Origin of the sequence: Dokdonella sp. (genome assembly GCF_019634815.1) — a bacterium.
Classification (GTDB): domain Bacteria; phylum Pseudomonadota; class Gammaproteobacteria; order Xanthomonadales; family Rhodanobacteraceae; genus Dokdonella_A.
This window is the reverse complement of sequence record NZ_JAHCAP010000021.1, coordinates 23,652-36,301: the sequence shown is the minus strand read 5'-3', so window position 1 is coordinate 36,301 and position 12,650 is coordinate 23,652. Positions and strand designations below refer to the sequence as shown.

At 64.8% G+C, this 12,650-nt stretch carries 11 protein-coding genes; all 11 read left to right on the top strand.

What is annotated here, in order from left to right; genetic code table 11:
• Nucleotides 1-48 precede the first annotated feature (48 nt).
• The 11 genes from KF759_RS10840 to KF759_RS10790 all read left to right on the top strand — a co-directional run bounded on the left by KF759_RS10840 (nucleotide 49) and on the right by KF759_RS10790 (nucleotide 12,650).
• On the top strand, nucleotides 49-789 hold the full coding sequence (locus tag KF759_RS10840) for a DsbC family protein (RefSeq protein ID WP_291225335.1): 741 nt from the start codon (nucleotides 49-51) through the stop codon (nucleotides 787-789).
• Nucleotides 790-800: 11 nt separating this feature from the next.
• Entirely contained in the window at nucleotides 801-1,559 is a 759-nt protein-coding gene (locus tag KF759_RS10835; RefSeq protein WP_291225333.1) for a DsbC family protein, read from the top strand.
• Between the two features lie 100 nt (nucleotides 1,560-1,659).
• Nucleotides 1,660-5,535, top strand: coding sequence for a phosphoribosylformylglycinamidine synthase (purL, locus tag KF759_RS10830; RefSeq protein ID WP_291225331.1), 3,876 nt, complete (start codon nucleotides 1,660-1,662; stop codon nucleotides 5,533-5,535).
• A gap of 1 nt (nucleotide 5,536) precedes the next feature.
• A complete protein-coding gene (locus KF759_RS10825) occupies nucleotides 5,537-6,235 on the top strand; it encodes an exosortase H-associated membrane protein (RefSeq protein WP_291225329.1) in 699 nt (232 codons plus the stop codon).
• A gap of 75 nt (nucleotides 6,236-6,310) precedes the next feature.
• Complete coding sequence (gspE, locus tag KF759_RS10820) at nucleotides 6,311-8,056, top strand: type II secretion system ATPase GspE (RefSeq protein ID WP_291225326.1); 1,746 nt, start codon at nucleotides 6,311-6,313, stop codon at nucleotides 8,054-8,056.
• A gap of 4 nt (nucleotides 8,057-8,060) precedes the next feature.
• Entirely contained in the window at nucleotides 8,061-9,278 is a 1,218-nt protein-coding gene (locus tag KF759_RS10815) for a type II secretion system F family protein (RefSeq protein WP_291225324.1), read from the top strand.
• A gap of 101 nt (nucleotides 9,279-9,379) precedes the next feature.
• Nucleotides 9,380-9,811, top strand: coding sequence for a type II secretion system major pseudopilin GspG (gene gspG, locus KF759_RS10810; RefSeq protein WP_291225322.1), 432 nt, complete (start codon nucleotides 9,380-9,382; stop codon nucleotides 9,809-9,811).
• Between the two features lie 80 nt (nucleotides 9,812-9,891).
• Nucleotides 9,892-10,362: a GspH/FimT family pseudopilin gene (locus KF759_RS10805; RefSeq protein ID WP_291225384.1), complete on the top strand. Its 471-nt coding sequence runs from the start codon at nucleotides 9,892-9,894 to the stop codon at nucleotides 10,360-10,362.
• A 64-nt stretch (nucleotides 10,363-10,426) separates the two neighbouring features.
• Nucleotides 10,427-10,996, top strand: a complete 570-nt coding sequence (locus tag KF759_RS10800; RefSeq protein ID WP_291225320.1) for a type II secretion system protein — start codon at nucleotides 10,427-10,429, stop codon at nucleotides 10,994-10,996.
• A complete protein-coding gene (locus KF759_RS10795; RefSeq protein ID WP_291225319.1) occupies nucleotides 10,996-11,733 on the top strand; it encodes a prepilin-type N-terminal cleavage/methylation domain-containing protein in 738 nt (245 codons plus the stop codon). Before KF759_RS10800 ends, KF759_RS10795 begins: the two co-directional genes overlap by 1 nt.
• Nucleotides 11,730-12,650: a general secretion pathway protein GspK gene (locus tag KF759_RS10790; RefSeq protein WP_291225318.1), complete on the top strand. Its 921-nt coding sequence runs from the start codon at nucleotides 11,730-11,732 to the stop codon at nucleotides 12,648-12,650. Before KF759_RS10795 ends, KF759_RS10790 begins: the two co-directional genes overlap by 4 nt.

Below are 12,650 nucleotides of genomic sequence, written 5' to 3'. Positions count from 1 at the left end.
CATGGTCGATCACGCCGCCATTGCCACCAAGTCCAGCTCGAGGTTGTCATGCGCTTTCTTTGTACGTTGCTTGCCCTGGCATTCGCCGGCACGGTCGTTGCCGCAACGCCCCGTGAAGTGGTTCAACAGGCGGTTCAGGCCATTGCACCCAATGCCAAGGTCGATGAAGCCCAGGAATCGACTGTGCCGGGTTTCTACGAAGCCATTGTCGGCAGCCAGTTCATCTACGTGAGCAAAGACGGCCGCTACGTGCTTGACGGCAGCGCCTTCGATGTCGCCAACAAGGTCGACCTGACCCAGGAATCGCGCGCCAAGGTGCGCAGGCTCGCGCTTGCCAAGATAGGCCCGGACAAGCGCATCGTGTTTGCGCCCAAGGCGCCCGTTGCGACCAGGCACACCGTCACCGTGTTCACTGACATCGACTGTCCGTTCTGCCGCCGCTTCCATCAGCAGATCGCGCAGTACAACGCCAAGGGTATCGCGGTCGACTACCTGTTCTATCCCTTGAGCATTCACCCGGGCGCCGACAAGAAGGCACAGGCGGTATGGTGCTCCAAGGATCGCGTCGAGGCCTTCACCGAGGCGATGTCGGGCAAGGACCCGGGCACCGCAACCTGCCCCAATCCAGTCAACGAACTTGCCAGCCTTGCGCAGTCGCTGGGCATCAATGCGACCCCGACGATCCTTGGTCCGGATGGCAAGCAGATTCCCGGCCAGATCGCGATGTCCCCCGACATGCTGGCCGCCGAGCTTGACCGACAGAGCGCGGCCGCCACCGCCAAGAATTGAGGAGCCCCGTCATGTCAATGCGCAATTCCTTCCTGTTCACCGCCGCGTTCGCGACGCTGTGCGCCAGTGGCATCGCCCATGCGGCCGACACCCCGGCGCAGGCCGCTGCGCGCAAGGCGCTCACCGACCTCGTGCCGCAGGCAAGCATCGATGCGATCGAAGCCGCGCCGATGGCTGGCTTCCAGCAAGTGATCGTCGGCAGCCAGATCGTCTACATCAGCGATGACGGCAAGTACATCCTGCAGGGCAAGCTGCTCGATACGCTCAAGCAGCGCGACCTCACCGAGGCGCGTCTGGCAATCGACGTGAAGAAAAAGCTCGACACGGTGCCCACGAGCCGACGCATCATCTTCGCGCCGGCCGGAAAGCCGCAGTACAAGGTCACGGTGTTCACCGACATCGATTGCGGCTACTGCCGCAAGCTGCACTCGCAGATCGCCGAGTACAACAAGCGCGGCATCGAAATAGATTACCTGTTCTTCCCGCGTTCGGGCCCGGGCACCGAGTCGTTCGACAAGGCGGTCTCGGTGTGGTGCGCGAAGGATCGCAAGGCGAGCTTCACCGCGGCCAAGGCTGGCCAGACGCCGCCCCTGGTCAAGTGCGACAACCCGGTGACGCAGGACTTTGAGCTCGGCGCGCAAGTGGGCGTCAACGGTACGCCGGCGATCTACGCGGCCGATGGCAGCAAGATCGGCGGCTATCTCGACCCCGACCAGATGCTGGCACGGCTCAAGTCGCTCGACGCGCCCACGCTGACCAACGGCGGTTGAGCGTCGCCGCGATCGTTCGCGCCCGCGTGGCGATGCAGTTCGCCGCACGGGCGCAGGCTTCCACTACAATGACGGGCTCCCTTGCCGAGGCGCCCGCACCATGATCGTCCTCGACGGCCTGCCTGCGCTGTCCGCGTTCCGCGTCGAACGACTCAATGCCGAATTGGCGCCACTGGCACCCGGTGCGCGCGTGCGTTCGGCCCGCTGGGTTTACTTCGTCGACTGCGGTGATGTCACGCTCGATCGCTCACGTCTGAGCGAAATCCTGCAGGCTGACAAGAGCAAGGCCGCGCCTGCAACGCTGTGGGTGGTGCCGCGCCCGGGAACCCGTTCGCCGTGGTCGAGCAAGGCCACTGAAATCCTCATGGGCTGCGGCATCGAGGTGCGCCGCGTCGAGCGCGGCATCGGCTTCGAGCTCGACGGCCTGCCGGCTGCAGCCGACGCGCGGCGTGTTGTCGAGCGGGCCCTGCATGATCCGATGACGCAGGCCGTGATCGAGCGGATCGAGGACGCGTCAAAACTGTTCGACGCCGGCGCGCCTGCGCCCCTGCGGCGCATCGTGCTGGGCACGGATCCGCGCGCCAATCTGCTGGCGGCGAACGCGCAGCTCGGCCTGGCGCTGGCCGAAGATGAAATCGAGTACCTTGCCGCCCGCTATGCCGAACTCGGGCGTGATCCCAGCGACGCCGAACTGATGATGTTCGCGCAGGCCAATTCCGAGCACTGCCGACACAAGATCTTCAATGCGCAGTTCATGGTCGACGGCGTCGAGCAAGCGAAGTCGCTGTTCGCGATGATCCGCAATACCCACGCGCAGTCACCGGCACACACCTTGTCGGCCTATCACGACAATGCCGCCGTCATCAGCGGCAGCGCTGCGCAGCGCTTCCACGCCGATGCGGATGACGCGGTCTTTCGCACGCATGCGCAGGACGTTCCCTACGCGATCAAGGTCGAAACGCATAACCACCCGACCGCCATTTCGCCGTATCCGGGCGCATCGACCGGCGCCGGTGGAGAAATCCGCGACGAGGGTGCCACCGGACGCGGCGGCAAACCCAAGGCCGGACTGGTCGGCTACACCGTGTCGGACCTGCGCATCCCCGGTCTGCCGCGGCCGTGGGAGCGCGAGCGTCCACTGCCGCCGCGTTTTGCCAGTGCCTTCGAAATCATGCGCGACGCACCGCTTGGCGCGGCCGCCTTCAACAATGAGTTCGGACGTCCCTGCCTGGGCGGCTATTTCCGCGCGTTCGAGCAGGATGGTGGTGCGCCAGGTCTGTACCGCGGCTACGACAAGCCGATCATGATTGCCGGCGGCGTCGCCAATTTGTGCGCCGATCACGTCGAGAAGCGAAATCTCGTCGATGGCGATTGCGTGATCGTGCTCGGCGGCCCGGCGATGCTGATTGGCCTGGGCGGCGGCGCGGCCTCGTCGGTAGCGGCCGGTGCCAGCTCCGAACAACTCGACTTCGCCTCGGTGCAGCGTGACAACGCCGAGATGCAGCGGCGTTGTCAGGAAGTCATCGACAGCTGCTGGGCGCGCGGCCAGGGCAATCCGCTCGTCTCGATCCACGATGTCGGTGCCGGTGGCCTGTCCAACGCGATTCCCGAATTGCTCAACGACTCGGGTGTCGGTGGTGTGATCCGGCTGCGCGAAATCCCCAGCGATGATGCCCAGCTTTCGCCGATGCAAATCTGGTGCAACGAGTCGCAGGAGCGCTACGTGCTCGGCGTGCGGCCGGCCGATCTCGAGGCTTTTCGCGCCATCTGCGCACGCGAGCGCTGTCCGTTCGCGGTGGTCGGCCAAGCCACCGCCGAGCGCCGCCTGCTGCTGGTGGACGAGCGCTGCGCGCAAGACGCTGCCGACCGCCATGTGATCGATCTTCCGCTCGATGTGCTGTTCGGCAAGCCGCCACGCATGCAGCGCAACACGCGGCGAGCGACACAACGCATCGACATCGTCCCCGATCTCGATGGCATTGCGCTGGAGGAGGCGATCGAGCGTGTCCTGTGCCTGCCAGCGGTCGGCAGCAAGTCCTTCCTCGTCACCATCGGTGATCGCAGTGTCGGTGGTCTGTGCGCGCGCGATCCGATGGTCGGGCCGTGGCAGGTGCCGGTCGCCGACTGTGCCGTGACCCTGGTCGATTTCGAAGGCCATGCGGGCGAAGCGATGGCGATGGGTGAGCGCACGCCGCTGGCGCTGATCGATGCGGCGGCGAGCGCGCGCATGGCGGTGGGCGAGGCGCTCACGAATCTGTTTGCTGCCGACGTGCGCCTCGACGAAGTGCGCCTGTCGGCAAACTGGATGGCGGCCGCCGGATTCGGCGGCGAAGATGCGGCCTTGTTCGATGCCGTGCATGCGGTGGGCATGGAGCTGTGTCCGGCACTGGGTATTTCCATTCCGGTCGGCAAGGATTCACTGTCGATGCAGACGCGCTGGTCGGATTCGACGCTGCCGGCAGCGAACGTGCAGACCGTGTCACCGGTTTCGCTGATCGTCAGCGCCTTCGCGCGCTGTGCCGATGTGCGGCGAACGCTCACGCCGCAATTGCAGGGCGATCTGGAAGCAAGCGAGATCTGGCTGCTCGACATCGGTGGCGCACGCAACCGTTTGGGCGGCAGTTCGCTGTTGCAGGCCTTTGCGCGGCGCGGAGGCGAGGCTCCCGACCTCGACGATCCGCAGCGATTGATGGCCGTGCTGGCCGCGCTCGGTGCAGCGCGTGAAGCGGGCTTGCTGCAGGCCTGGCATGACCGCAGCGATGGCGGCCTGTACGTGGCGCTGCTGGAAATGGCGCTGGCCGGGCATTGCGGTCTGGACATCGTGCTTGATGGCTGGGGCGAGAATGCGTTGGCAGCCCTGTTCAATGAAGAGCTGGGTGTGCTCGTGCAGGTGCGCCGTGACGACTGCGAAGCACTGCTCGCCTTGCTGGAGCGTCACGGAGTTGTTGCGCTTGCGCATCGCGTCGCCGCGCCGACCGTGGACATGCGTGTGCGTGTGCGTCTGGGTCAAACCCAGCTCAGCACGCGACCCTGGGCCGAGCTCATGGGGCTGTGGTCGCAGACCAGCCACGCGCTGCAGCGCCTGCGCGACAATCCCGCGACCGCCGATGCGGAACTTGCGGCGCGCTGCGACGTGAGTGACCGCGGACTGTCACCGCGACTGATGTTCGATCCGACCGATGATGTTGCAGCGCCGTGGATCGCGCGCGGCGTACGGCCGCGCGTCGCGATCCTGCGCGAGCAGGGCGTCAATGGCCAGATCGAGATGGCGGCCGCGTTCACGCGCGCCGGCTTCGAGGCCGTCGACGTGCACATGAGTGATCTCGCAAGTGGGCGACGGAGTCTGGCGGATTTCCGCGGTCTGGCCGCCTGCGGCGGCTTCAGTTACGGCGATGTGCTCGGTGCCGGTCGCGGCTGGGCGGCTTCGGTGCTCTACAACGCCATGCTGCGCGACATGTTCGCGCAATTCTTTGCCGATTCACGAACCTTCACGCTGGGTGTGTGCAACGGTTGCCAAATGTTGTCGCAACTCAAGTCGATCATTCCCGGCGCGCAGCACTGGCCGCGATTCGCACGCAATGCGAGCGAGCAGTACGAGGCGCGGCTGGTTGCCGTGGAGGTGGTTGATTCACCGGCGATCCTGCTGCGCGGCATGGCCGGCTCCTGCATTCCGGTGGTGGTGGCGCACGGCGAGGGACGTGCCCTGTTCAGCGAGCCGCACGATGCCAGTCGCGCAGTGCTCGCCCTGCGCTTCGTCGACAACGCCGGCTGCGCGACCGAGCGCTTTCCGTACAACGCCAACGGTTCGCCGGGCGGCGCCACCGGCTTCACCAGCGACGATGGGCGCGCCACCATCCTGATGCCGCATCCCGAGCGCGTGTTCCGCAGCGTGCAGCTGTCGTGGCGACCGCGCGAATGGGGTGAGGATTCGCCGTGGATGCGCATGTTCCGCAATGCGCGCGTCTGGGTGGATTGAGATGACAAACTCGCCGGTCCGCGGTTTTGCACTGCGCGCCCTGCTGTGGTTGCCACTCGCGTTCGTGATCTGGCTGGCCTGGGCGCCCGTGTGGGTCATGCCGGCGATGCACATGGCCAAATTCGCCTTGCTAGGCCTGTGGAGCGGATTGTTCGAAAATCTCACGCTCGGCGGCGAATTGATCGATGCGACCGGCCGGGTGGTGGCGCGCAGTTCGTATTTCGTCACTGTGGCCACGCGCGTGCAGGTGACGATCGCGGCCAGCGGGGGCCATGCCGGCGGGATCGCCGTGCTCGAGCCCACGCTCAATCCGATGGTCTATGCCTGGTCGCTGCCCTTGTTCGCCGGGCTGACGATGGCAACGCCGCTGACTGCCGGACGCCGAGCGCTGCAGTTCCTGGTCGCCTTTGTGTTGATCTGGCTGGCCCAGGCCTTCGGCATCTGTGCTGAAGCGCTCAAGGTGCTCGCCTACCAGTCGGGCGAGGAAGGTGTGGCTGCCATCGCCGCCGCGGGTTTGTCGCGCGAAGCGATCGGCGTGGCCTACCAGTTCGCGGTACTGATCCTGCCTGCGGTGATCCCCGCGCTGCTGTGGCTGTCCTTCAACCGTGGTTTCATCGAGCAGTTGGTGGGGCGCGCGCGGGAACCGCAGACGCATGCCGAAGGTCACAGTGAGGCCGATCCGCCCGCCGACGAGCCCTGACCGGCCCTTGTGCGTCGCCCGTTGACCTTGTGGAACAATGGGCAATCCACACCAATCGAGTTTTCCGGACATTTCATGGCCGCCGCCGCAACCGACGACATCCTGCTTGATGCAAAGCCCGAAGAGCTGACGCTGGACGAGCGCATTTGCCGGTTTCTGGTCGCCCGCGGGCGGCTCAAGGAAAACGATCTGGCGCGTGGCCGCCGTCTGCACGAGGAGGATCCTGCCTCGGGCAGCCTGGTGTCCCTGCTCACGCGGCTGGGCCTGGTGTCCGAGCGCGAAATGGCCGAGGCGGTGGCCGAATTGCTGTCGCTGCCGCTGCTCTCGGTCAAGGAGTTTCCCGAGGCGCCACCCGCCAATGTGCAGGTGTCGATCCGCTTCCTCAAGCATCATCACGTCTGTCCGATCGCCGAGAGCGATGCCGATGTGACCCTGGCGGTCGCCGATCCCGCCGACGCGTTCCCGGTGCAGGCGCTGCAGTTGGCTACCGGGCGACAGGTCAAGCTCAGCATCGGACTGCGCAGCGAAATCGATGATCTCATCGAGCGCTACTACGGTTCGGGTCGCTCGGCGATGGGCGCGATCGTCGAAAACCTCACCGACGAGAACACCCGCAGCGAAGACGACATCGAGCATCTGCGCGATCTGGCTTCCGAAGCGCCGGTGATCCGACTGGTCAATCTGGTGATCCAGCGCGCGGTCGAGCAGCGCGCATCGGATATCCATGTCGAGCCGTTCGAGAACCGCCTCAAGGTGCGCTATCGCATCGATGGCGTGCTGCACGAGGTCGAATCGCCGCCGGCGGCCTCGACCGCGGCGGTGATCTCGCGCATCAAGATCATGGCCAAGCTCAACATTGCCGAACGTCGTCTGCCGCAGGACGGGCGCATCATGATCCGCGTGCAGGGCAAGGAGCTCGACCTGCGCGTATCGACCGTGCCGACCGCGCACGGCGAGTCGGTGGTGATGCGTATCCTCGACCGTGAAGCGGTGGTGTTCGATTTTCACACGCTCGGCTTCACCGACCAGTTCCTGCACAAGTTCCTCAACGTGCTTGAACTGCCGCACGGCATCATGCTGGTGACCGGTCCGACCGGTTCGGGCAAGACCACCACGCTCTACACCGCGCTGTCCAAGCTCAATACCGCCGACGTCAAGATCATCACGGTCGAGGACCCGATCGAATACCAGATCGAGGGCATCAACCAGATCCAGGCCAAGCCGCAGATCGGGCTGGACTTCAGCCACGCCCTGCGCTCGATCGTGCGCCAGGATCCGGACATCATCATGATCGGCGAAATGCGCGATCTGGAGACCGCCAAGATCGCGATCCAGTCGGCGCTCACCGGCCACCTCGTGTTGTCCACGCTGCACACCAACAATGCGGCCGGCGGCATCACCCGCATGCTCGACATGGGCGTGGAGGATTACCTGCTCACCTCGACCGTCAACGGCATCCTCGCCCAGCGTCTGGTGCGGCGCCTGGACGGCAGCACGGCAACGCCCTATGCGGCGATGCCCGAAGTCATCAAGGAATACGAGCTGGAAAAATTCACCGACGAACGCCCGGTAAGGCTCTACAAGCCCGGCACCAGCGCGACCAACCCGACCGGCTATTTCGGCCGTACGACGATCATGGAATTTCTCGTCATGTCCGACTCGATCCGGCGCCTGATCATGCAGCACGCGGGCATGGGCGAGATCGAGGCGCAGGCGCGCAAGGAAGGCATGCGCACGATGTTCGAGGATGGCCTGGCCAAGTCATTGCAGGGCCAGACCACGATCGAGGAAGTGCTGCGCGTGACGTCCTCGGAAGGCTGAAGCCATGACCTTGTTCTACTACAAGGCGGTCACGCCCGCGGGCGAGGTGCTCGAAGGCCAGTTCGATCTGGGCAGCCGCGACGACGTGATCGGCAAGCTGCAGGATGCCGGCAACATACCGCTCGAGGTTCGCGAGGCGGACGGCGGCGATTCAGCCAGCCTGTTCGCGGCGTTGTTCAAGAAGAAGACGCTGCGTCAGGCGCAGATCGTGCAGTTCACCCAGCAGTTGGCGACTTTGCTCGGCGCTGGCCAGCCGCTCGATCGCGCGCTGCAGATCCTGCTCGATCTGCCCGAGAGCGACAAGGCGCGGCGCATGCTCGAACGCATCCGTGACGAGGTGCGTGGCGGCACACCATTGTCGGACTCGCTCGAGGCCGAGCAGGGCACTTTCTCGCGCTTGTACGTCAACATGGTGCGCGCGGGCGAGGCCGGTGGTTCGCTGCATGACACGCTGGCGCGGCTCGCCGACTATCTCGAACGCAGTGCGGCGCTGCGCAGCAGCGTGATCAACGCGATGATCTATCCCGCCTTCCTGGTCGGCATGGTGCTGGTGTCGCTGATGGTGTTGTTGGTCTACGTGGTGCCGCAATTCGCGCCGATGTTCGCCGACATGAACGTGGAAATGCCGCTGATCACCAAGGTCGTGCTGGCGGTGGGCTCGGCGCTGCAGAGCTTCTGGTGGCTGATCCTCATCGCCATCGTGCTCGGCATCGGCTGGCTGCGCCGACAGATGGCCGAACCAGTGGCGCGATTGGGTATCGATGAGCGTCTGCTGCGCATGCGCGTGGTTGGCGATATCGTGCGCAAGATCGAGACCGCACGCATTGCGCGCACGCTCGGTACCCTGCTCAAGAACGGCGTTCCGCTGTTGTCCGGACTGACCGTGGCGCGCAACGTGATGACAAATACTGCGCTCGCCGAGGTGGTCGCCACGGCGACCGAGGAGGTCAAGACCGGTGGCGGTCTGGCCCATGCGCTGGCGCAGTCAAAGCGCTTTCCCAAGCTCGCGATCCAGATGATCTCGGTGGGCGAGGAATCCGGCGAACTCGATGCCATGCTGCTCAAGGTGGCCGACACCTTTGACGTCGAGGTCAAGAACACCCTCGATCGCCTGCTCGCGGCCCTGGTGCCGGCGACGACGATCGTGATGACGGTGGTGGTGGCGATGATCATGCTGGCAATCGTGCTGCCGATCATGAACATCGCCGGAGCGGTCAAATAACGCCGGGCAGCGGGCGCTTGGGCCCGTGTTCCGGACTCGGCTTACCGATGTGGCGTCGCGCGGCAATGACGACGCCAACCATGCAGGAGGAACGCAAGACCATGAATCAATCGCCACACAGTTTCCATCGCCGGCAGCGTGCCGCGGGCTTCAGCCTGATCGAAATGCTTGCGGTCATCGTGTTGATAGGCATCGTCGCCGGCATCGTCGTGCAGCAGGTCGGCAAGAACGTCGACAAGGGCAAGTGGGGTGCGGGCAAGGCCGCCGTGGGCCGCCTCGCCGGCGAGATCGACGCCTATGCACTCGACAACGGTAGTCCGCCATCACGATTGGACGATCTCGTCAGCAAGCCCGGCAATGCCGCGAACTGGCAAGGACCCTATGCCAAGGCTTCTGATCTCAAGGATCCGTTTGGCCATGCCTTTCAGTACAAGGCGCCCGGCGAGCACGGTGATTTCGATATCACCTTCCTCGGCAAGGATGGCCAGTCGGGTGGTGATGGCGTGAACGCGGACTACGGCAACTGGCAATGAAAAGCCGGGGATCGGCCATCGGAACTCGGGAATCGGAAAGGCGCGCCAGCGAAAACGCGTCTTGTGATTCCGGGTTTCGGATTTCCGATCCCCGCTCTTCAGCGCGTTCGCACGCGCGCGGCTTCACCTTGATCGAACTGATCGCGGTGATCCTGCTGCTGGCGATTGCGATGACGATTGTGTCGATTTCGTTCTCCCGCAGCCTGCAGTCGGCGAAAATCCGTGCCGCCAGCCGCGATCTGGTTGCGGCGCTGCGCTACACGCGCGGCCAGGCGATCGTCAAAGGCAAATCGCAGGCGCTGGTTCTGGATCTGGAGAAGAACGCCTACACCGCGCCCGGCAAACCCACCCGCGAACTGCCCAAGGGCATGATGTTGCGCTTGACCACGGCAGAATCCGAAGTCACCGCCGCCAACAGCGGCGGGATCCGCTTTTTCCCCGACGGCAGTTCCACGGGCGGCCATATCGCTGTGCTGCAGGGGCAGCGCGAATGGCGCATCAATGTGGCCTGGCTGACCGGCGACATCGAACTCAACGAGCGTGGCGAGTAGCCGCGGCGGCGAACTCGCAGGCAGCGCCAAGGTCGATATCCAAGTGAAGCGTCGATTTCTTCCAATGCGTGCGCGGACGGGCGGATTCAGCCTGATCGAGATGGTTGCGGCCTTCCTCGTGTTCGCGATCGCGATCGGCGTGCTGATGTCGGTGCTGACCGCATCGATGCGCAATACCCGCTTGTCCCTGGATTACACGATGGCGGCATTGTGGGCGCAGACCAAACTCGATGTGGTCGGCATCGGCATACCGGTCGAGGAAGGGCATAGCAGTGGCCGCTTCGACGACGCCTATGCATGGGATCTGGACATTCGCAAAGTCGACGCTGCGGCGATCGAGCCGCCGCCGCAGCTGGTGGCCGGCAATGCCCAGCAGATGGCGCAAGCGCAAAATCAAGCCCGCAACGCGCAGGCTCAGGCCATGCAGGCGATGCAACAGGGCATGGGCGGGCCGCAGGACGCGCCGTTCGACCTCTACCAGGTCGACCTGACGGTGTCATGGGGCGGGCGTTTCGGCGGCAAGCCGCGGACCGCCCATTTCATCACGCTGCGCGCCGTCAATCCCGAGCAGGCCAACAATGGCATGCCGGGCATGCACATGAACATGCCCAGCCCCATGGGCAGGCCACGCTGATGCGTACTCCGGTGCGCCCAGTGATCACGCGCGGCTTCACCTTGCTTGAGGTGATGCTGGCCTTGCTGCTGTTGGCAGTCTTGCTGGCTGGCAGCGTCGGCGCGATCCGCACCGCGGTACGCGCAATGCACTCGGGCGAGCTCGCAATCGACCGCACCAGTCGCCTGCGCGTGGCGCAGGAATTCATCCGCCATCAGGTCAGCCGCATCATGCCACTGGCGTTTGCGCGCGATGACAATACCGGTTCCAATTTCGTGTTCGACGGCCGGCGGGACTTCATGCGTTTCGTCGCGCCGATGCCTGGCTATCTGTCCAAGGGCGGGCCGTATGTGCAGACGCTGAGTCTGGCCGGCAATCGCCGCGGTGGCCGCGAACTGCTGTTCACCGCACAAATGCTCAATGGCTACGAGGCTGACCATCCAGTCGAGGACGAGCCTTCGGTGCTGCTTGACCAGATCGCCGATGGGCATTTCGAATTTCGCACCATCGACGAAAACGGCGAGCTCACCGATTGGTCCGACCAGTGGGACGATCCCGGAGTCACGCCGGTGATGGTGCGCATCGTTTTGCGGATGTCGGATCAGGCGCGCATCGAGTTTCCGGTGATGGACATCCCGCTGATGCTCGATGCCGGCGCGGTTCGCCGACCGACGCCGTTCAGCATGCCCGGCATGCGCATGGACGAACGCCAGAATCAGCCTCGACGCGGTCAGCCGCAGACGGAGCGTGGGCAATGAACCCGCGTCACGGAAGCGGCCTGCCATCGCGCCAACGCGGTCTCGCCTTTCTGCTCGTGCTGTGGGTGGTGGCGATGCTGACGATCCTGCTCGGCAGCTTCGCGTTGATCGCGCGGACCGAAAACATCCAGGCACGACACATGTTCGACACCACCCAGGCTCGCTATGCGGCCGAGGCGGGCCTGAACCTTGCCGTCTACGAGATGCGCAAGGCCGATCCGATGTTGCGCTGGGTGGGCGATGGTCGACCTTACGTGTTCGGATTCGGTGACGCCGAGGTCGAAGTCCGCATCACCGACGATTCGGGCAAGATCAATCTCAATGGCGCCGATCCCAAAGTGCTGACCAACCTGTTCACCGCGCGCGGCGTGCCACCCGACAGGGCCGAGGCGCTGGCTGCCGCGGTCAAGGACTGGATCGATGGCGATGACGAGACTTCGCTCAATGGCGCCGAGGATCCCGACTACAAGGCCGCCGGATTGTCCTATGGCCCGGCCAACGCACAGTTCAGCACCGTCTCCGAGTTGCAGCAGGTGCTGGGCATGAACTATGAGCTGTTCACCCGGGTCGAACCGGCCTTGACGATTTTCACCGGACAAAGCATGCCCAACGCCCAATACGCTCCGCTCGAAGCGCTCGAGGCCATGCCCGACATGACGCCCGAGTGCGCGCGCCAGATCATCGAACAACGCCAGGCGATGCAGCCCGGACAGACGGCCGGGCCCGCCGAGCCGATTTGCGGGGTCTCGATCGGTGGCGTGACGGGCGGCGGGGGTGTCACGTATAGTGTGCAGTCCCGTGCGAGGCTGCCCAATGGCACCAGCACGAACTTGGATGCCACCATTCGCATGGGTGGGGTCAATCCGGCCGGAAGGCCGTTCGTGATCCTGCGCTGGCGCGACGGGGAAAATTCCTGA

What these genes read in the sequence shown, in the direction of transcription:
- KF759_RS10840 (WP_291225335.1), top strand. Translation starts at nt 49, where the DNA reads ATGCGCTTTCTTTGTACGTTGCTTGCCCTGGCATTCGCCGGCACGGTC.
- KF759_RS10825 (WP_291225329.1), top strand. Translation starts at nt 5,537, where the DNA reads ATGACAAACTCGCCGGTCCGCGGTTTTGCACTGCGCGCCCTGCTGTGG.
- KF759_RS10815 (WP_291225324.1), top strand. Translation starts at nt 8,061, where the DNA reads ATGACCTTGTTCTACTACAAGGCGGTCACGCCCGCGGGCGAGGTGCTC.
- KF759_RS10800 (WP_291225320.1), top strand. Translation starts at nt 10,427, where the DNA reads ATGCGTGCGCGGACGGGCGGATTCAGCCTGATCGAGATGGTTGCGGCC.
- KF759_RS10790 (WP_291225318.1), top strand. Translation starts at nt 11,730, where the DNA reads ATGAACCCGCGTCACGGAAGCGGCCTGCCATCGCGCCAACGCGGTCTC.
- gspE (WP_291225326.1), top strand. Translation starts at nt 6,311, where the DNA reads ATGGCCGCCGCCGCAACCGACGACATCCTGCTTGATGCAAAGCCCGAA.
- purL (WP_291225331.1), top strand. Translation starts at nt 1,660, where the DNA reads ATGATCGTCCTCGACGGCCTGCCTGCGCTGTCCGCGTTCCGCGTCGAA.
- KF759_RS10795 (WP_291225319.1), top strand. Translation starts at nt 10,996, where the DNA reads ATGCGTACTCCGGTGCGCCCAGTGATCACGCGCGGCTTCACCTTGCTT.
- KF759_RS10835 (WP_291225333.1), top strand. Translation starts at nt 801, where the DNA reads ATGTCAATGCGCAATTCCTTCCTGTTCACCGCCGCGTTCGCGACGCTG.
- gspG (WP_291225322.1), top strand. Translation starts at nt 9,380, where the DNA reads ATGAATCAATCGCCACACAGTTTCCATCGCCGGCAGCGTGCCGCGGGC.